The sequence below is a fragment of the Paenibacillus durus ATCC 35681 genome, from assembly GCF_000993825.1.
GTDB lineage: Bacteria > Bacillota > Bacilli > Paenibacillales > Paenibacillaceae > Paenibacillus_AQ > Paenibacillus_AQ durus_B.
The window spans coordinates 4903406-4922295 of sequence record NZ_CP011114.1 but is presented as its reverse complement, the minus strand read 5'-3'; the positions used below and the strand labels follow the sequence as shown (position 1 = coordinate 4922295).

The window sequence follows — 18890 nt, the reverse complement described above, 5'->3', positions numbered from 1 at the left end:
GGCAAATGTTGCATCGATACGCAATATAAAAAAGCCCCGAAGGGCTTTTTGGGAATTCAAAAAAGTATAAGCTCACTCTTATCTTTGACCTGTATTTCAACGAAAAACGGATACCTTCCTCAGAGAGGACAGCATCCGTTTCTTCTCGGCCATACCATAAATAGGGCTGTGCTGCGGATATTGTTATTGATTCTCCAGCTCTTCCTTGCTGACAAGACTCGTCAAAGCGGTTACGGCCTGATCGGCGTCCGCGCCTTCTGCGCTGATATAAATCTCCGTGCCGGAGCTGATTGCAAGGCTCATAATCCCCATGATGCTTTTGGCGTTAACTTTTTTATCGTCTTTTTCAACGAAAATCTCTGATGAGAACTTGTTCGCTTCCTGTACGAACAGTGCTGCCGGCCGAGCATGGAGCCCCGTCTTTAACCGGACGACTACCGGGTGCTTTGTCATGAAACGCTTACCCCCTAATTAAGATGTGCCCAAAAATTTCACAGTAAATTTTATCATATTATATCATTATAACCTAAACGACACTAGAAAAAAATATCATTCGCCGCGCAGCTTCTCCGCCAGCTCGTCGATTTTACGGAGCCGATGGTTAACGCCGGACTTACTGACGCTTCCCTTCAGCATCTCGCCGACTTCCTTCAGATTGATATCGGGATGAGCAAGCCGGACTTCCGCTACTTCCCGCAGCTTGTCTGGCAGGTTGTCCAGGCCGATTTCCTTCTCCAGAAACTTGATGTTCTCAATCTGACGCACCGCCGCGCTGATTGTTTTGTTAAGATTGGCGGTCTCGCAGTTGACGATCCGGTTGACGGAATTCCGCATATCCCGCATAATCCGGACATCTTCAAATTTGAACAGCGCCTGATGGGCGCCGATCAGATTCAGGAACTCGATGATCTTCTCGCCTTCCTTGATGTACAGGATGAACCCCTTCTTGCGCTCAATACAGCGTGCGTTAAGATGGAACTCCCCCGCCAGTTCGACCAAAGCTTTGCAGTGCTCCTCATACATGGAGGCGATCTCCAAATGGTAAGATGAGCCTTCCGGATTGTTCACCGAACCTCCCGCCATGAAGGCACCTCGCAGGTATGCGCGTTTGCAGCAGTTCTTCCGGACAATGCTTTTGTCAATTCCGTCTGTAAATACGAAGCCCTCCGAGACGATTTTGAGATCTTTCAGAATCTCTTCAACGCCAGCGGGGATTCGGACGATATATACGTTATTTTTCTTCAAACGCATTTTTTTACGCACGAGAAGCTCCGTATGAGCGTGGTAATATTTCTTAAGCAAGGAATAAATCCGCCTTGCAATCGCGGCATTCTCCGTTGAGATGTCGAGAACAATCCTTTTGTTAGAAAGCTGCACCGATCCGTTCATCCGAATCAGCGCCGACATTTCCGCCTTCTCGCAGCAGGGCCCGCTCTCGACCATCGTCAGTTCTTTTTTGGTTAGTGCCGCAAAAGACAAGGTTCTCACCTCTTTCGTGTTATCCAATCCTGAACCAGCTGATAAATGTGATGGCTCAGCTTATCCGTATCATGCCGCAAATAGGTGCGGAATAATACCAGCTTGTCGGCAATCAGCTTATAGCGCTGATCTTCTATGGCTTTCATGTCCAGCTCGACCGGGCGGGCGCCCTGTTCAGCGTATTTGCGCTGCACTTCGGGCGGAACTTCACCATTATTAACGATGACATAATCGAACAAGTGCATTCCGATATGATCGTACACCGCCTGCAAATGGTCGCTTACCGTATAGCCGTCGGTTTCCCCCGGCTGGGTCATCACGTTGCAGATGAACATCTTGACGGCACTGGAGGCGACAACCGCCTGCGCCAGCTTCGGCACAAGCAGATTCGGCAGAATGCTGGTATACAGGCTGCCGGGACCGAGCAGTATCGCATCGGCAGACCTGATCGCCTCCAGTGCCTCAGGCAGCGGCTCGACAGCGGGCGGCTCCAGATAGACCCGCTTGATCCTGCCGCCGGCTTCCGGAATTTTGGATTCTCCGGTCACGATGCGGCCATCCGTCATTTCCGCATTCAGCACTACCGCTTCCCCGGCCGCCGGAAGCACCCTTCCCCTTACGGCGAATACCCGGCTCAGCTCGCGGACGGCTGTGACGAAATCACCCGATATATCGGTAAGCGCGGCTAAGATCAGATTACCGAGACTGTGTCCGGCAAGACCCTCCCCGCTGCTGAAGCGATACCTCATAATATCCGCCATCAACGGCTCGACATCCGCCATTGCCGTCAGGACGTTGCGGATATCACCCGGCGGCGGCATCTGCAGCTCGCTGCGGAGTATGCCTGAACTTCCCCCGTCATCGGCTACCGTTACGATAGCCGTAATATCAAGCGGCATCTCTTTCAAGCCGCGAAGCATAACGGACAGTCCGGTTCCGCCGCCCATAACGACGACCCGCGGACGCTGTCCCGAATGTTCAGCCACGATTATACCCCTTCTCTCCTAATGCCGGTCGCGTTCGGCATCCCGGTGGCTGACCGATACCGTTTCCGTCTCGCTGACCCCCAACATTTTGCCCAAATATTCCGAAATGGCCACCGAGCGATGCTTGCCGCCCGTGCAGCCGATGCCGATGATGATCTGGGCCTTGCCTTCCTTACGGTATTGGGGAATCAGAAATTGAAGCATATCCAGCAGCTTCTTCAGAAATGCCTGCGTCTCGGGCCACTTCATTACATATTCGTAAACATCGCTATCCTGTCCCGTATGAGGCCGGAGATGATCCACATAATGCGGATTGGGCAAAAAACGCACATCAAACACGAGGTCCGCATCAATCGGAATGCCATATTTGAAGCCAAATGAGGTAATGTTAACGGAGAGCGTGCTTTTTCCAAGATGAGAGTAGCGGGAGACAATCTTCTCCTTGAGCTGGGCCGGCTTCATATTGCTCGTATCAATAACCTGCGTAGCCGAATTCTTGAGCTCCTCCAGCATTTTGCGTTCGAGCCGGATACCATCAAGCGGCAGGCCCTTCGGAGCGAGCGGATGCCGCCGCCGGCTTTCCTTGTAGCGCTGCACCAGTACGGAATCGGTAGCATCAAGAAACAGAATCTCGCAGCCGATCGTAAAGTGATCCTTGATAAAGCTTAGCGATTCCGACAAAGCGGTAAAAAACTCGCGGCCCCGCAGGTCAATAACAAGCGCTACCTTCGCGATTTTCCCCTTAGACTGCTCAATCAGTTCCGCGAACTTAGGGATAAGAACGGGCGGAAGATTGTCAACACAGAAAAATCCGAGGTCTTCGAGACTTTGCACGGCAATGGTCTTGCCCGCTCCCGACATTCCGGTAATTATGATCAGGGTGGCCGCCGCCGACGGAGTATTCTCCTCTTCGGTCATCAAGCTTCCCCTCCCTAGAATTAGTGTATGAATAATTTTCCGTTTCCGTTTCTTAAGAACGCAGCAAAAGACCGGCAGCGCCGACAATGCCTGCATCGTTGCCGAGCTGTGCGGAAATGATCTTTACATCCTTCTGCAGCGGTTCAGGCGTAACCTGAGCGTATACACGGCGGATTTCTTCGAACAGAATTTCACCGGCTTTGGACACGCCGCCGCCGATAATAAAGACTTCGGGGTTCAGCACTGCCGCGACTGCCGCCATAGATTTGCCAAGGTAAAATGCCGCCCGGTTCACGATCCGCAGCGCTACTTCGTCACCGGCCTTAGCCGCATCGAACACTTCCTTCGCAGCGATTTTCTCTACTGCGGACAGCGTCGTCCGGTCGCCCCGCGCTACCGCGTCATTTGCCATCCGAATGATGCCCGTTGCCGAGGAAACCGTTTCCAAACAACCCATCTTCCCGCATCCGCATTGGATCGCTTCCAAATCGGGAACGACGCAAATATGGCCGAGCTCCCCGGCAAGACCGGAGAAACCTTGATAAACTTTGCCGTTAATAATAATGCCGCCGCCGACGCCCGTTCCCAGCGTGTAGCAGACACAGTTGTCCACGCCACGCCCGGCTCCGCTCCAGGCTTCTCCAAGCGCCGCCACATTGGCGTCGTTATCTACTTTGACCGGCTTGTTCAATCGACTCTCCAGAATGGCGCGGATCGGCACGTCTCTGAATCCAATGTTAGGCGCAAGAATAATGATGCCTTCACGAATGTTCGTGAAACCGGCGACTCCCGCTCCAACACCGGCTAGCTGGTCCCATTCATATGGCGAATCAGCCACAATCTGACGAACATATTTCTCGATGTTGTCAATGACAGTATCGACACCGATCTCAGTTCCGGTAGGCCCTTCATAGGTATGCAGCAAATGGCCTTCACTATCACAGATGCCCACCTTAATGGCGGTTCCGCCCAAATCCACGCCTACGTAGATATTTTCCGACATGTAACAAGCCACCTTTTCCTATGCTAAAATAGTAAATCCCACGATACCCACTATAATAGAAGCCTTCCCTGCGGTCAAGGCAAGACGGCACACCCGGGTAGGATGCGCCGCCGAAAGTTCTTGGAGTTGTGGTCAAAAGGAAAAAAGGCCGTCAGGATATTATTCGTCATCCTCATTTTCCTGTGGGTGGTGTCGTCGATACCCCATTCGATGCTGGACGGGCCGTATGCGCCGTCTTAACGCATCACAACATTCTGCTAATTCTTTTTAAAGCCAAGGACCATAGGGTCCCTCTCTCTCGCTTCAATTGCCTGCTCTTAACGTTCTCGGCAGCCTGTATTCTCCACTGTCTATCCGCCAGACATTCAAGCTCTTCCCGGTTCTTCTCCATCAGCATTTCCGCTATTGCAGGATGAATCACAGTCACAATGATCCTGCCCCTTTCTTTGCCGTATCTCACATCCGGATGTTATTTTTAGTATACCTTTTCCAAAAGGGGTAAAAAGGGTATAATCCGAATTATCCGCTTCACCTTTTTTTGCTGAATGAAGGAGGTTTGCCCTTTGCTGGCCGCTCTGCAATTCTTCGAGCTTCGATCGTCTTACGCCGACCGCGAACTGAATATTCCCTTTCCCGCCACGGTTCAGACGCTGACCGAAATATGGCACTGTACACCGCGCAACGTTAAGATCGTCCTCCGCAAGCTTTCCGATCTTGGATGGATTAGCTGGCAGCCCGGGCTTGGGCGGGGGAATTCCTCTATGCTCACTTTTCTCGCCGACGCGCAGGATATATTGCTTGAAGAAGCCATAGCCCAAACGAAAAAAGGCGATGTCAAAGGGGCGCTTGAACTGATCGACCGCTTCGGTGAGTCCGCGCAGGTAAAGAACGGATTCCTGGAATGGCTCTCAGGCGGCATGGGCTTTACCCGGACCTTGGGTACCGGCACCGTGCTGGATACGCTCCGGTTCCCCGTGCAGCGCTCTATTGTAACGCTTGACCCCGCTTCGATTTATTTTGCTTTCGACTCGCATATTATCGGGCATATTTACGATACGCTGGTCGATTTCGATCCGATTAGCGAAACCTTTCGGCCTTCCATTGCCCATTTCTGGGAAAGCTCGCCCGACTGCAGCGAATGGATCATCCACCTGAGAAAAGGCGTAAGCTTCCATCACGGCAGGGAAGTGACGGCTCAGGATGTCATCTATACCTTCGACCGGCTGCGGCTGAATCCGGAGCGCTATGGGCAGAGCTGGATGTTTACGGGAATATCCGATATCCGCATGCTTGACCGCAAAACAGTCCACATTACGCTCACAGAACCCAATTATCTCTTTCTCCACCTTCTTTCCGTCAAAGCGTCCTCCATCCTTCCCGCAGACCTCTGCGGGGCCGATGAAGCCGCCTTTATGAGACAGCCGGTGGGGACCGGGGCGTTCAAGCTGGTCCGGCATGATGAAAGCATCTGCGTATTGGAGGCTTTTTCATCCCATTTCCGGGGCAGGCCGCACATCGACCGGGTCGAAATCATACACCTGTCCGAGCAGGATGCAGGGATGCTGAAGGAGCCGGACTGGTCCTATGCCTCCTGCACGGAGCAGAACGTCTATAATGGATATTTGCGAAAAAGCGCCGGCCCGGATGCCGAATGGCGTGAGGTGGAGACGATTTCTCCGGGCTGCAGCATGCTGGTCTTTAACCAGCGCAAGGAAGGACCCCAGAGCAGCCTCGCCTTCCGGCGGGCGCTTGATCTGATCATTGACCGTAAGCAGATGATCGCCGATCTCGGGGAGAACCGTATTTATCCGGCGCGGGGATTCCGCATTCAGCGCAGCGAAGCCGCAGACCTTGGTACTCGAAAGGAAACGGCGCCGGATGCGGCGGAAATTTACCGGCTATTAGAGCAAAGCGGTTATCGGGGAGAGACGATACTGTTGTCGACCCGCATCCGCCATGTCACCGACGCACAGTGGATTCAGCAGCGCTGCTGCGATTTCGGCATCCGCATGGAAATTAAGGTGCGCAAGGCGGAGGATATGGCCGGTCCGGGATTTTCGCCAGAGGATGATTGCCAGCTATATGAGGTCGTTCTCGGCAAGGATGAAATCCAGGATTTGGAATTATACTTGCAAAAAGGATTTTTTCCTTCAGCCCTGCCGGACGGCATGAGGGAGACTGTAGAAGCTTCGGCTCGCGCGGTGATGTCCGACTCCGACCCGGACAGCCGCTGGCGCAGACTCTATGAACTGGAGGAGCTGCTGCGCCAATCGTACGGCGTTCTTTTTCTGCTTCACAAGAAGAGTAACACCCGGTTCCATTCCTCCATCCAGGGAATCAATCTGAATTCATGCGGCTGGCTCGACTTCCGCACCGTCTGGTTCCAGCCGCATTCCCTTGCATAGGAAATAGGCTTTGGGCAGCATGATTTCACGCAAAAAGCCAAGCTCCCCGTTTCAGGGTGAAGCTTGGCTCCTCCTACTTTCGGACTAGCTCCGCTTTAAGGCTCCTGGTCTTATTATTTATCCAGTGTCTCGCTCCAGTCATGCACCATCGAGCCTTCAAGATACTTCTCGGCGTCCATCGCCGCCATACAGCCCGAACCAGCCGCTGAAATGGCCTGACGGTACCGGGTATCCTGAACGTCGCCGCAGGCAAATACACCGGGGATGTTCGTCTCTGTTGTGCCCGGACGGACCACGATATAGCCGTTCGCGTCAGTTGTAATCTGGCCGCCAAGGAAAGCGGTGTTTGGCGTGTGGCCAATCGCCACGAAGACCCCCGCGGCTTCAATGAGTTCTTCCTTACCGCTCTCGTTATCGCGGACAAGCAGTCCTTTCACTCCGGTCTCGCCAGTCACAACTTCCAGCGGAGTGCGATTCAGCGCCCATGAAACTTTGCTGTTTTCTTTTGCGCGGTCCTGCATAATCTTGGACGCCCGCAGCTCTTCGCGGCGGTGCACCAGCGTAACATTGCTTGCAAACCGTGTCAGGAAGCCCGCTTCCTCCATCGCGGAGTCGCCGCCTCCGACGACAATGATATTTTTCCCGCGAAAGAAGAAGCCGTCGCAGGTAGCGCAGGTGCTGACGCCGCGTCCCACATTGTCCTGCTCTCCAGGGATTCCGAGATACCTGGCGGAAGCGCCCGTCGAGATAATAACCGTTTCCGCTTCCAGTACGCCAAGCCCATCCACATTCACTTTAAAGGGCCGCTGCGAGAAATCGACGGACTCTACCCAGACGCTCTTGAATTCGGCCCCGAAGCGTTCCGCTTGCTTGCGCATATTGTCCATAAGATCCGGTCCGAGAATACCTTCGGGGAATCCAGGGAAGTTCTCCACTTCGGTCGTCGTTGTCAGCTGTCCGCCCGGCTGCAGGCCTTCAATCACCAGCGGGTTCAAATTCGCACGCGCCAGATAAATAGCGGCGGTCAGACCGGCTGGACCTGTTCCGATTACAATCGATTTATACATCTTAAGTGCCCTCCTCGCAAACGGATTATTATAAAGTTTGGCTGTATGCCAAGCTTGTTATCCCTATTATGTCCAAAGGGGACGGCCCCGGGGCTCCTCACCCGGAGTACTAGCCGCGGGGAAGCCTCTCTTTTCCTTCGGGGCGTTGTTCCTTGTCCGCCTCCATACCGATAAGCTTCTGCAGGCGGAGAAGACCCGACTCTTCCTGCTTTCCGTCCTGTACCGGCTCGCTAAGCAGTTCCTTGAGGGCTCCCGCCATCTCCTCGTCGCCGATCCATGTCAGCGCTTCGGTGACCTGGCGCTTCAAGCTGGCATCTCCGTATCGCAGCGCCCAGAAAAAGGACGAACGCAGCAGCGGATTTACTCTAACCTGCTCCGCAAAGCTGCCCTTGTTGGCCTTCCACAGCTTAAGCTGCTCCTGAAATGGGAGCTGATAGTTATAGCTGACGGCCGGCAGTTCCGAACCCTCCGCCGTCGACTGATGCAGCTGGTTCAAGAAGAACCGGGGCACCTCCGACTCCGGGTCGAGCTTGGCGGCCTGCCTCCAGCAGCGCTCGGCCTCCAGCCGCAGTCCGCTGTTGCAAGCCGCGGCTGCGCAGTAATGATACAGCCCGGCGTCACCGCTGATCTCTTCGTCTTTCAGCAGACGGCGGAAATGACCATAAGCCGCTCTGTGCCGTCCCAGAATCCCCATCGTCGTCGCAAGCTTGAAGACATGCTCCCGGTGGAATGGAACGGTCACCTCCAGCATCTGCAGCAGCCCATCCAGCGTGCTCCGATCCCCTTCGTACTGCAGGAAAATCGCCAGATTGCAGAGCGCATGCAAATTGCCCGGCTCCTTCTCCAGCACCCGCGCAATACATTCCTTCGCTTTGGCAAACCGGCCCATATAAAAATGCGCCAAAGCCAAATTATTATGCGCCGCCAAAAAATCGGGCGTTCCCTCGGTGATCTGTTCCAAGAGACGAACCGCCTCCGGAAATTTTCCTTCTTCCAGCAAGCTCCGGGCACGGTCATGTTCGACCGCCCCTTCCCGGCTGCGGATCCGGTTCAGCGAAACGGGACGGTCGAGCTCGTAGTGCAGCAGCTCCATCAGCTCCTCCGATTCCGCGAGGAATTCGCCGTTCGCATCCTCCTCAAGATACGTCACGAGCGAGCGCTCGGCCTCCTCAAAGTTTTCCATATTGGCGAAGTTATTGGCCATATAAAAATGGCATTCCGTCATGGAGGGGTCCACCTGCTCCAGTACATGGGCCAGAATGGCGTTAGACGCCTCGTAATCCCCCATCTCCGACAATATACCCGCCATATTGCAATGATTAACCGGATTATCCGGTTCATATTCAACCGCTTTGCGGAAATTTTTCAGTGCTTTTTCATATTGAAAGCGATCCAGCGAACGGACGGCTCTTTCAAAGAAAAAATTAGCGTTCAGAGCGACGGGGATAACGTTTCCTGTCCCGCCATCGATCTCTGAAATCTTTTCTATCATGGAAGCTGGCACCTCCTTGTAAGCTCCCTAACCCTCTTTCCAACAGAAGATGCGCTTTGCAAGCGATTCTCCAAACTTCACGTTTGCCGTTTCCAGTGTTGGCCCCGGCTGTCTCCACACAGTATACCATAAAACCGAAAGGGGTTTTCAAGTTGAACGGGAGGCCTGAAACCGTATCCTATTTTATTCTGGAGATAAAAAAAGACGGGGGAATGTTATATTCCCGCGTCTCCAAACAGTTTGTCGATAGAACCGCCCTCGATAATAATGCTTATGGCCCTCGCCAGCATTGGAGCGACCGAGAGAACGGTGAAGCGGCTGGAATGGTCAGCAGGCAGCTCGATGGAATCGGTTACCACCACTTCCTCAATTCCGGGGTGATCCAGCCGTTCGATCGCCGGACCGGAGAACAATCCATGCGTGGCGCAGACGATGCTGTTCTTTGCCCCTCTCTCCTTCAATCCTTCAACAACGTTAACAATGGTGGTTCCCGTATCGATCAGGTCTTCGATAATGACCGGAGTCCGTCCCTCCACATCGCCAATGACGTGGGTTATGACCGATTCGTTATGGGCCGGACGCTTCTTAATCATAATGGCGAACGGCGAGTCCAGCTTGCTTGCCAGCTTCTCGGCCGTGGAAGCGCGACCGGCATCGGGCGATACCACCACTACATCGGGCAAATTCTTTGCCTTCAGATACCCGCTGATCAGATCAAGCGCCGTCAGGTGATCCACCGGGATATTGAAGAAGCCCTGGATCGCCGCCGCATGCAGATCGAGGGTAAGTACGCGCGTCGCGCCGGCTGTCGTAAGCACATCTGCAACCATTTTGGCGGAGATTGGCTCTCTAGGTGCCGACTTGCGCTCCTGACGGGCATAGCCGTAGTACGGAACGATAATATTTACCGTTCGCGCCGACGCCCGTTTCGCGGCGTCAATCATTACCAATAGCTCGACAAACAGCTCATTGATGGGATGGGAGAGAGATTGCACCAAAAAGACATCGCAATTCCGGATGCTTTCTTCGTAATGCACATAAATCTCGCCACTCTTGAAGCGGGTCAGCTTAATCTTCCCCAGCTCCGCGCCAAGCCTTGAGGCAATATCCGCAGCCAGCTTCGGATTGGACGACCCGGAAAAAATACGCAATGTATGGTGCTGCATAGCGCCCTCCTTAATTTATATTCATTATCCTTCAAAAGAGACCATTTCCCGGCGGCGGCCATCAAACACCGCGAGTTCACGGAATCCCGTATCCCAAAGCAGCTTGCGAGCCTCCGCAAGGCCTTCACCAAGCTTCGCCGGATCATGGGCGTCCGAGCCCAGCGTCAGCGGGATGCCAAGCTCAAGAGCTTGCTTCAGCACATGCGGAGCCGGGAACATCTCGGCACACGGCTTGAACAGGCCGGAGGCGTTCAGTTCCATCGCGATTCCCGCATCCGCTATTCTCCGCAGCGCGCTCAGCTCAAGCTCCTTCACTTCCGCCTGCCCTTCTGGTGTATCCGGTCCGTAGCCGAATCTTTTGATAACATCCATATGCCCTATTATATCGTAAATCCCCGAAGATGCAGCCATGCTTATCGCTTGATAATAGCGCCGGTAGACCGCAAGGGGATCTTGGCCTTCCCAGCCGTGAACCTGCCGGAAATCGGTAATATCCCACTCGCCGAGAAAATGCACCGAGCCGATCAGGTAATCCCAAGGGTAAGGAGCGAGCAGTTCGCGGATCTCCTCTTCATAGCCTTCGATATAATCAGCTTCAAGCCCTACCCGGATATCGATGACTCCCCGGTAACGCTCCTTCAGGGCCAGACATTCCTCGACATAGCGGGGAAGCTCCTCAAGCGGCATAGCCATCTCCGGATAATACTGCGCCGGATCGACATGAATCAGCGGCAGATGATCCGACAGACCGAGCTGCTTAAGGCCGAGTTCGATGCCCCGGCGAACGTAATCTTCGAGCTTGCCTACGGCATGTCCGCAGCGCTCGTGATGGGTGTGATAATCGATATGCATGGGAGGCTCCCTTCTGTACTAATCGCGGCGGGGCCGCTCGTGGCGCGCGCTCAGCTCGGCCATTATGTCGTCGAGCGGAAGCTTGCGCTCCTGCAGCAGGACGAGCAAATGGTAGATCAGATCGCTGACTTCGAGCCGGAGCTCGGCATTGTCCTTGTTTTTGGCCGCGATAATCGTTTCCGCCGTCTCTTCGCCGACCTTCTTCAGGATCTTGTCAACGCCTTTGTCGAACAGATACGTAGTGTAGGCTCCTTCCGGACGCTCCACCTCTCTCTCCGCGATAACACGCTCCAGTTCAGCCAGCACGGCAAAGCGGGCCTCGGTTGACTTGCTGCCGCCGCTATATAATTCATCCGTCTGCGGTTTGGCTGCCCCAGCTTTGCTCCCGAGCGGAAACTCACGGTAAAAGCATGAAACCTTGCCTGTATGGCAGGCCGGTCCTTCCGGTTTGACCTTCACAAGCAGAGTGTCGCTGTCACAATCGTAGTGAATCGAGGTAATTGCCTGTGTATTGCCCGAAGTACCGCCTTTATGCCACAGCTCCCCCCGTGAACGGCTCCAGAACCAGGTCTGTCCGCTCTCCAGAGACAGCTTCAGCGATTCCGGGTTCATGTAAGCGAACATAAGCACTTCCAGGGTAGTGTCGTCCTGCACGATAGCCGGAAGAAGCCCGGCTTCATTCCAGCGTATTCCTTCCAAAATTTCCTGCTGCTCAGTTGTCGCATTATTTTGCTGTTCGTTCATCGGATCTCCACACCCTTTTGTTTTAAGTCGGCCTTCAAGTCGCCGATCCCAATTTCCTTATAATGAAAAATGGTCGCCGCAAGCCCGGCATCCGCCTTGCCCGCAGTGAACACATCGTAAAAATGCTCAATCTTTCCCGCTCCGCCCGACGCGATCACCGGAATATCCACCAGATCACTGACAGCAGATGTGAGTTTTATATCAAAGCCGTCCTTGGTACCGTCGGCATCCATGCTGGTAAGCAAAATCTCGCCCGCTCCCAGCCTCTCGGCCTCCTTCACCCACTCCAGCGCCTTGATTCCGGAAGGCTTGCGTCCGCCGTGGGTGTACACTTCCCACTCGCCCCAAGCTTCATTATATTTGGCATCTACCGCCACTACAATACATTGGGAGCCGAACCGCCGCGCTCCTTCGAGAATCAACTGCGGATTGTTTACAGCGGCCGTGTTGATGCCGATCTTGTCGGCTCCGGCCCGTAAGATCGTCTTCATATGCTCGGGGGCCGATATTCCCCCTCCTACGGTGAACGGGATGGAAATTTCGCCCGCCGTCCGGCGCACGACCTCAACCATCGTCGCCCGGCCTTCCACCGATGCGGAAATATCCAGGAACACCAGCTCATCCGCGCCTTCCCGGTCGTAAATCGCCGCGAGCTCCACCGGATCGCCGGCATCCCGCAGGTTTACAAAGTTAACGCCTTTTACTACCCGGCCGTCCTTAACGTCCAGGCAGGGTATGATGCGTTTGGCCAGCATGATTATCCTCCTTTTTCGATCCCCCTAAATCCCCCTTAGCCAAGGGGGACCCCAAGGGCTCCGCCCTCTGGACACCCGGAAGTTTGGCGGGGTCAGGGGCGAAGGCGCTGCTTAGTTTATTTTTGTGGTGCGACCGCTTATCCCTGTGGGACCGCTTGGACTGCGGCGCTCCTGCTGTAAAGGGCAAAAACTTCAGACCCTAAACCTTCGCGTGTCGCGGTCTTGGCCCCTCCGGGGCGGCGGGCTTGCCCCGCCTGCTCAAAAGCTTAAACCTCTTATAACCTTCGCGTGCCGCGCTTCTGGCCCCTTCGGGGCGGCGGCTCCGCTCCGCCTGCTCAAAAGCTTAAACCCCTTAAAACTTTCGCGTGCCGCGGTCTTGGCCCCTTCGGGGCGGCGGGCTTCGCTCCGCCTGCGACACAACCTTCAAAACCCTAAACCCTCGCGTGCCGCGGCTCTGGCCCTCGGGCCAGGCTTACTTCAAAGCGGCCAAAGCTTCGGCAAGCTTGATGTTGCCGGTATACAGCGCCTTACCAACGATGGCTCCGCCGATACCGCTGTTCTTATGCGCGCTGAGGCGAAGCAGATCGTCCTGAACGGTGACTCCGCCGGAGGCGATGACGCTCTTGCCGCTGGCCTGCGCCATGGCGAGAATGCCCTCCACGTTCGGGCCCTGCATCATTCCGTCGCGGGAAATATCCGTGTAGATAAACGTTTCCGCGCCCTTAGACGCGAGCTCCTTCGCCAAATCCGTAGCCAGCACCTCGGACGTGTTCAGCCAGCCGTGAGTGGCAACATAGCCGTCCCGCGCATCGATGCCGATCGCGACTTTATCACCGTATTTTGCCAATACGGTTTCGGTAAACTCCCGGTCATTGATGGCAGCGGTGCCGATGATGACGCGGCTGACGCCGAGCGACAGCAGCTTCTCCACGTCCTCCAGCGTGCGCAGCCCCCCGCCAACCTGAACCGGCACGTTAACGCCAGCGGCGATGGATCCGATAATATCGACATTGACGGGATGCCCGGCTTTCGCGCCGTCCAGGTCGACAAGATGAATGAACTCTCCGCCCTGCTCTTCCCATGATTTGGCCATAGCGAGCGGACTGTCGCCATAAACCGTTTCCTGATTATAATCGCCCTGCAGCAGCCTGACACATTTTCCGTTCCGGATATCAATCGCCGGATATATGATAAAAGAAGACATTTCGCCGTTCCCCGCTTTCTCCTTGCTAAAATCATGTCAATTTGACGCGGCCGCACGCCCTGGCTCTCTGAACCTCCTGCCCAGGATGCCTAAGACGCACAAAGCCGCATGCTTCATGAGGCAGTACCCCGCCCCGCTAAATTTCCAGCTTCAAAAACTGCTCAAGCAGCTTCCTTCCCAGCTCCCCGCTCTTCTCGGGATGAAACTGCATGCCGAATACATTGCCCCGCCCAACGATGGCTGTAACCGGGTGTCCGTAATCCGTCACGGCCAGCAAATCGCTTTTCTGCTCGACCAGCGCATGATAAGAGTGAACAAAATAGACATGTCCCTCCTTCAGCCCCTTGAGCAGCGGGTTCTCCGGCTGAAGGTACTGCAGCTTGTTCCAGCCCATATGCGGCACTTTATAGCCTTCTCTCGGCTCGAAGCGCACCACTGTTCCCGGCAGAAGATCAAGCCCCTCATGGCTGCCGTATTCCTCGCCTCGGGTAAACAGAAGCTGCATGCCGAGACAGATCCCAAGCAGCGGCTGCCGTCCCGCAGCAGCAACCTCTTTTACAACCTTATCCAGTCCGCTCTGCCGCAGATGATCCATCGCGTCTCCGAACGCGCCGACGCCGGGCAGAATAACGCGGTCCGCAGCCAGAATCTCACTGGCTTCCCCGGTCACAAGCGGCTCATGACCCAAACGCTCAATCGCCTTGCTGACGCTGTGCAGGTTGCCGATCCCGTAATCGACGATAGCAACGGTCATGGGCTACAGCACTCCTTTCGTGGATGGAACGCCTTTCACCCGGGGATCAATCGCTGTCGCCTCGTCCACCGCACGTCCGAGCGCCTTAAATACCGCCTCGATCATGTGATGCGTATTGAAGCCGTAATGCACGATGACATGCAGGGTCAGCCGCGCTTCCAGCGCAAATTTCCACAGGAATTCATGCACCATCTCGGTTGAGAAGCTGCCCACCTGCTGGGAAGGATACTCCGCCCGGTATTCAAAATGCGGACGGTTGCTGATATCGATAATGACCTGCGCCAGCGCTTCGTCCATCGGCACAAATACGCTCGCATAGCGCTTGATGCCCTTCTTATCGCCGAGCGCTTCGCGCAGAGCCTGGCCGAGACAGATGCCGATATCCTCCACCGTGTGGTGATCGTCAATCTCGATATCGCCGCGCGCCTGGACAGACAGATCGAACTGGCCGTGCTTCGTGAACAGATCGAGCATATGGTTCAGAAAAGGGACATCCGTCTCAAGCTCCGCCTGACCGCTTCCATCCACTGTCAGCGACAGCTTAATGTCCGTTTCGTTCGTTTTGCGGGAAAGACCCGCCTGCCTGGCTTGCTGCCCGTTATTCTCCATCCGCTTCTCCACCCTTCGCTTCGTTCTCCAGTCTGATTTCCACCGCTCTGGCATGAGCCTCCAGCCCTTCGCGGCGAGCCAGTTCAATGATCGTCTTGCCGTCGCGCAAGAGCGCCTCTTTGCTGTAATAAATCAGGCTCGATTTCTTAATGAAATCGTCCACGTCCACCGGCGACGAGAACCGCGCCGTTCCGTTAGTTGGAATAATATGGTTCGGTCCGGCAAAATAATCGCCTACCGGCTCCGAGCTATAAGGCCCGAGGAAAATCGCCCCGGCGTTCTGGACCGCCCCGGTCAGCGCCATCGGGTCCTGTGCCACGATTTCCAGATGCTCCGGCGCCAGCCGGTTGACTACGGAAATCCCTTCTTCCAGCGTCTCCACTACGATAATGGCGCCGTAATTTTCCACAGAGGCCCGGGCGATTGCCTCACGCGGCAGCTCCCGAAGCTGCCGCTCCACCTCGGCGGCGACCGCCTCGGCCAGCGCCTGCGAAGCCGTTACGAGAATAGCCGAAGCCATCTCGTCATGCTCCGCCTGCGACAAGAGGTCAGCGGCGATATAGGCAGGTTCGGCGGTGTCATCCGCCAGCACGACAATCTCGCTCGGTCCGGCGATGCTGTCGATATCGACGGCGCCGTACACCTCGCGCTTGGCCAGCGCGACGTAAATATTGCCCGGTCCGCAGATTTTATCGACCGGGGCTATCGACTCCGTGCCAAAGGCCAGCGCGGCTACCGCCTGGGCGCCGCCGACACGGTAGATTTCATTCACGCCAGCCTCGGCGGCGGCGACCAGAATGTACGGGTCGATGCCTTCCTTCCCGCCTGTTGCCGGCGGCGTTACCATCACGATCTCCGGCACTCCCGCGATCTGGGCGGGAATCACGTTCATCAGCACGGAGGAAGGATAGGATGCCTTGCCTCCGGGAACATATACGCCCACGCGCTGCAGCGGCCGGATAATCTGCCCGAGAATCGTGCCATCGGGCTGTAGATCCATCCAGGAGTTGCGCTTCTGTCTGGCATGGAAGGCGCGGATGTTGTCCGCTGCGGCCCGGATCGCCGAGACAAAAGATTCTTCAACATGCTCGTAAGCGGCTTGAAGCTCCTCCTGGGTTACCCGTACATTGTCACGGCTGAGCCGAGCTCCGTCGAATTTTTCCGTATAGCGGAAAAGGGCGGCGTCGCCCTCCTGTTTGATGTCGGCCACAATTTGCTTAACGGCCTTATTCTGCTCTGGGGTACCGTAATCGACATCCCGCTGCAGCTTGAAATCCCTGCTGGATTGCACCTTCACTGGTTTTCCTCCTTATATATCGCCGGATTGCCCTCCCTTGGCCACCCGCTTTACGCCTCTCATTTCTTCGGTCCTTCTGAAAAATATACCAGGTTATGGCCGCCTGACAGCAGCCGCTTATTGCCGCATTCAGCTGTGACCCGGCTGCCAAACTGTCATTACGTCCATAACGTACGCCGGAACAGCATACGTATTAACGCAATTACCGGGCCGGTTCAGCAATAACGCTCTGCAGCCGGTCGCACAGCTGCTGGATTTCCGCATTTTTCATCCGGTAGCTGACCCGATTGGCTACAAGCCTGCTTGTAATCCCGAAGATGCTTTGCTGCTCGACCAGTCCGTTCTCGCGCAAGGTCTGCCCCGTCTCCACCATATCGACGATCCGTTCGGCAAGCCCGATCAGCGGCGCCAGCTCTATAGACCCGTTCAGCTTGATGACCTCAACCTGCTGGCCCTGCTCCCGGAAATACCGTGAAGCGACATTCGGGTACTTCGTCGCCACGCGCTGGTGAATACCCGGCTCCCAGTTCGGCAATCCGATGATCGACATCCGGCAGCGGGCGATACCAAGGTCCAGCAGCTCGTACACATCCCGGTTCTCCTCCAGCAGAACATCCTTGCCGACGATGCCGATATCCGCCGCTCCGTACTCCACATAGGTGGGTACATCCACCGGCTTCGCCAAAATAAATTCCATCCCCGCTTCAGGCAGCGGAATGACCAGCTTGCGTGATGCCTCGCCCTCCGGAGGAATCGGCAGTCCCGCAGCGCGGAACAGCTCCGCCGCCTTGTCATAAATGCGGCCCTTGGGCATAGCCACTTTAAGTATCTGCGCCATTTGCTTATGTCCGCCTTTCAGTTGTTTTTTTAATATATAATGGTTAAGCTTCACGCCTCTATCCGTTACGGCTGAACGCCGTCAATCTCAGCTGCGCTCTTTTACAAATGATACAAATGTGTAAATCTCCCTATACCGCTTGCCGTCCGCTGTACCCGTCCCGGCCTCAGTATCGGCTGTTGTTAGGTCTCCGGGCTCCGATACCAGCCGGGTTACCACGACATGGCCTTCGGCCCGCAGCCGTATCGACTCCTTCAGTCCTTCCTTGCGCCGCAATACATCATATTGAACAAGAGTCGGCAGCTCTTGTCTCTCTTCCGTTCCCCTGACGCCGTCAAGAATACGATTCGTCTTCAGTGAGAAGCCCGTTGAAGGAACCGACCGTCCGAACTGCTGCAGCAGATTGTCGTAACGTCCGCCACTGCAAACCGGGAACCCGAGTTCGGCGGCATAGCCTTCGAACGTCATACCCGTATAATAAGTGAAATCTCCGACCATGGTCAGATCGATCAGCACATGCTGGGATACTTCATAAGCCTCCAGTACCTCCCACACCTTGCACAGATGCTCAATCGAGGCGCGGGCGAGCGGATGCCGGCTAAGCTCCAGCGCCTGACCGCAGATTTCCTTGCCGCCGCGCAGCCGCAGCAGCCCGTCCATCTCTTCTTTTTGCTCTTCGGTCAGGCTCAGCCGGCCGAGTGCATCACGGAAAGCGACATAATCGCGGCCCAGCAAATGGCTCTTAAGCTCCTCCTGCACTTCCGGCAGCCCCGGAGCCACCTCCTGGAACAGTCCGTTCAGGAAGCCGACATGGCCGATGGCGATCTTGAACGTTCCCACTCCCGCCGCCTGCAGCGAAGCAATGGCCAGAGCCACAACCTCCGCATCGGCTTCCGGAGAATCGTCGCCCACCAGCTCGACACCGGTCTGATAAAACTCAGCCTCGCGTCCGGCCTCCTCCTCTATCGCCCGAAAAACATTGGCATGGTAGGACAAACGCAGCGGCAGCGGTTCGTCCTTAAGCAGCGAAGAGACAACGCGGGCCACCGGAGCCGTCATCTCCGAACGCAGCACCAACGCCTGGCCGCGATTGTTCAGCAGCTTATACAGCTTCTGGTCCGAGGTAGAGCTGGCAACCCCAACCGTATCGTAATATTCCAGTGTAGGCGTCATAATCTGGCGATAGCCCCATTGGCCCATGCAATTCAGTACATCATTCTCAATTTTGCGCAATTTGCTCACGGCATGCGGGAGATAGTCCCGGAAGCCAATGGGCTTCTCAAAGCCCTTCGGTTTGGACATATTGAAATTCACCTCATCG

At 55.5% G+C, this 18890-nt stretch carries 19 protein-coding genes; 1 reads left to right on the top strand and 18 read right to left on the bottom strand.

Features of this window, described 5'->3' with window-relative positions:
- Window positions 1-183: 183 nt before the first annotated feature.
- The 6 genes from VK70_RS23025 to VK70_RS23000 form a co-directional block, all read right to left on the bottom strand.
- Window positions 184-453: an HPr family phosphocarrier protein gene (locus VK70_RS23025; protein WP_025332700.1), complete on the bottom strand. Its 270-nt coding sequence runs from the start codon at window positions 451-453 to the stop codon at window positions 184-186.
- Window positions 454-549: 96 nt separating this feature from the next.
- Window positions 550-1479, bottom strand: coding sequence for a DNA-binding protein WhiA (gene whiA / locus VK70_RS23020; protein ID WP_025699201.1), 930 nt, complete (start codon window positions 1477-1479; stop codon window positions 550-552).
- Between the two features lie 5 nt (window positions 1480-1484).
- Window positions 1485-2426: a gluconeogenesis factor YvcK family protein gene (locus tag VK70_RS23015; protein WP_144415355.1), complete on the bottom strand. Its 942-nt coding sequence runs from the start codon at window positions 2424-2426 to the stop codon at window positions 1485-1487.
- Window positions 2427-2483: 57 nt separating this feature from the next.
- Window positions 2484-3383, bottom strand: coding sequence for an RNase adapter RapZ (gene rapZ, locus VK70_RS23010; protein ID WP_025695845.1), 900 nt, complete (start codon window positions 3381-3383; stop codon window positions 2484-2486).
- Window positions 3384-3435: 52 nt separating this feature from the next.
- A complete protein-coding gene (locus tag VK70_RS23005; RefSeq protein WP_025695844.1) occupies window positions 3436-4386 on the bottom strand; it encodes an ROK family glucokinase in 951 nt (316 codons plus the stop codon).
- Between the two features lie 244 nt (window positions 4387-4630).
- The gene (locus tag VK70_RS23000) at window positions 4631-4813 is read right to left on the bottom strand and encodes a hypothetical protein (RefSeq protein WP_025695843.1); all 183 of its coding nucleotides are present in this window, start codon (window positions 4811-4813) and stop codon (window positions 4631-4633) included.
- 136 nt (window positions 4814-4949) lie between these two features.
- Between VK70_RS23000 and VK70_RS22995 the strand changes: the two genes are divergently transcribed.
- A complete protein-coding gene (locus VK70_RS22995; RefSeq protein ID WP_158454085.1) occupies window positions 4950-6791 on the top strand; it encodes an ABC transporter substrate-binding protein in 1842 nt (613 codons plus the stop codon).
- Window positions 6792-6904: 113 nt separating this feature from the next.
- Here VK70_RS22995 and trxB read toward each other — a convergent pair whose 3' ends face one another.
- From trxB to VK70_RS22935, 12 genes are all read right to left on the bottom strand, one after another.
- On the bottom strand, window positions 6905-7858 hold the full coding sequence (trxB, locus tag VK70_RS22990; protein WP_025695841.1) for a thioredoxin-disulfide reductase: 954 nt from the start codon (window positions 7856-7858) through the stop codon (window positions 6905-6907).
- A gap of 109 nt (window positions 7859-7967) precedes the next feature.
- A complete protein-coding gene (locus VK70_RS22985) occupies window positions 7968-9350 on the bottom strand; it encodes a tetratricopeptide repeat protein (protein WP_025695840.1) in 1383 nt (460 codons plus the stop codon).
- Between the two features lie 215 nt (window positions 9351-9565).
- Complete coding sequence (locus VK70_RS22980; RefSeq protein WP_025695839.1) at window positions 9566-10516, bottom strand: ribose-phosphate diphosphokinase; 951 nt, start codon at window positions 10514-10516, stop codon at window positions 9566-9568.
- Between the two features lie 24 nt (window positions 10517-10540).
- Entirely contained in the window at window positions 10541-11368 is an 828-nt protein-coding gene (gene hisJ, locus VK70_RS22975) for a histidinol-phosphatase HisJ (protein WP_025695838.1), read from the bottom strand.
- An 18-nt stretch (window positions 11369-11386) separates the two neighbouring features.
- The gene (hisIE, locus tag VK70_RS22970) at window positions 11387-12112 is read right to left on the bottom strand and encodes a bifunctional phosphoribosyl-AMP cyclohydrolase/phosphoribosyl-ATP diphosphatase HisIE (protein ID WP_025695837.1); all 726 of its coding nucleotides are present in this window, start codon (window positions 12110-12112) and stop codon (window positions 11387-11389) included.
- A complete protein-coding gene (hisF, locus tag VK70_RS22965) occupies window positions 12109-12867 on the bottom strand; it encodes an imidazole glycerol phosphate synthase subunit HisF (protein WP_025695836.1) in 759 nt (252 codons plus the stop codon). Before hisF ends, hisIE begins: the two co-directional genes overlap by 4 nt.
- Before the next feature lie 472 nt (window positions 12868-13339).
- Window positions 13340-14071 carry a 1-(5-phosphoribosyl)-5-[(5-phosphoribosylamino)methylideneamino]imidazole-4-carboxamide isomerase gene (gene hisA / locus VK70_RS22960; RefSeq protein ID WP_025695835.1) on the bottom strand — a complete coding sequence of 244 codons (732 nt, stop codon included), beginning with the start codon at window positions 14069-14071 and terminating at the stop codon, window positions 13340-13342.
- Window positions 14072-14207: 136 nt separating this feature from the next.
- Window positions 14208-14825 (bottom strand): imidazole glycerol phosphate synthase subunit HisH, encoded by a 618-nt coding sequence (gene hisH / locus VK70_RS22955; protein WP_025695834.1) that lies wholly within the window; start codon window positions 14823-14825, stop codon window positions 14208-14210.
- A 3-nt stretch (window positions 14826-14828) separates the two neighbouring features.
- Window positions 14829-15434: an imidazoleglycerol-phosphate dehydratase HisB gene (hisB, locus tag VK70_RS22950; protein ID WP_036640772.1), complete on the bottom strand. Its 606-nt coding sequence runs from the start codon at window positions 15432-15434 to the stop codon at window positions 14829-14831.
- On the bottom strand, window positions 15424-16731 hold the full coding sequence (hisD, locus tag VK70_RS22945; RefSeq protein WP_046723794.1) for a histidinol dehydrogenase: 1308 nt from the start codon (window positions 16729-16731) through the stop codon (window positions 15424-15426). The genes hisB and hisD overlap by 11 nt, the downstream gene beginning before the upstream one ends.
- Window positions 16732-16933: 202 nt before the next feature.
- Complete coding sequence (gene hisG, locus VK70_RS22940; protein WP_025694508.1) at window positions 16934-17569, bottom strand: ATP phosphoribosyltransferase; 636 nt, start codon at window positions 17567-17569, stop codon at window positions 16934-16936.
- A gap of 87 nt (window positions 17570-17656) precedes the next feature.
- Complete coding sequence (locus VK70_RS22935) at window positions 17657-18871, bottom strand: ATP phosphoribosyltransferase regulatory subunit (RefSeq protein ID WP_025694507.1); 1215 nt, start codon at window positions 18869-18871, stop codon at window positions 17657-17659.
- Window positions 18872-18890 lie beyond the last annotated feature (19 nt).

Coding starts and splice junctions, on each gene's coding strand:
- VK70_RS23025 (WP_025332700.1), bottom strand. CDS start 453: ATGACAAAGCACCCGGTAGTCGTCCGGTTAAAGACGGGGCTCCATGCT.
- VK70_RS23015 (WP_144415355.1), bottom strand. CDS start 2,426: ATGGGCGGCGGAACCGGACTGTCCGTTATGCTTCGCGGCTTGAAAGAG.
- rapZ (WP_025695845.1), bottom strand. CDS start 3,383: ATGACCGAAGAGGAGAATACTCCGTCGGCGGCGGCCACCCTGATCATA.
- VK70_RS23005 (WP_025695844.1), bottom strand. CDS start 4,386: ATGTCGGAAAATATCTACGTAGGCGTGGATTTGGGCGGAACCGCCATT.
- trxB (WP_025695841.1), bottom strand. CDS start 7,858: ATGTATAAATCGATTGTAATCGGAACAGGTCCAGCCGGTCTGACCGCC.
- VK70_RS22985 (WP_025695840.1), bottom strand. CDS start 9,350: ATGATAGAAAAGATTTCAGAGATCGATGGCGGGACAGGAAACGTTATC.
- VK70_RS22980 (WP_025695839.1), bottom strand. CDS start 10,516: ATGCAGCACCATACATTGCGTATTTTTTCCGGGTCGTCCAATCCGAAG.
- hisJ (WP_025695838.1), bottom strand. CDS start 11,368: ATGCATATCGATTATCACACCCATCACGAGCGCTGCGGACATGCCGTA.
- hisIE (WP_025695837.1), bottom strand. CDS start 12,112: ATGAACGAACAGCAAAATAATGCGACAACTGAGCAGCAGGAAATTTTG.
- hisF (WP_025695836.1), bottom strand. CDS start 12,867: ATGCTGGCCAAACGCATCATACCCTGCCTGGACGTTAAGGACGGCCGG.
- hisA (WP_025695835.1), bottom strand. CDS start 14,071: ATGTCTTCTTTTATCATATATCCGGCGATTGATATCCGGAACGGAAAA.
- hisH (WP_025695834.1), bottom strand. CDS start 14,825: ATGACCGTTGCTATCGTCGATTACGGGATCGGCAACCTGCACAGCGTC.
- hisB (WP_036640772.1), bottom strand. CDS start 15,434: ATGGAGAATAACGGGCAGCAAGCCAGGCAGGCGGGTCTTTCCCGCAAA.
- hisG (WP_025694508.1), bottom strand. CDS start 17,569: ATGGCGCAGATACTTAAAGTGGCTATGCCCAAGGGCCGCATTTATGAC.
- VK70_RS22935 (WP_025694507.1), bottom strand. CDS start 18,871: ATGTCCAAACCGAAGGGCTTTGAGAAGCCCATTGGCTTCCGGGACTAT.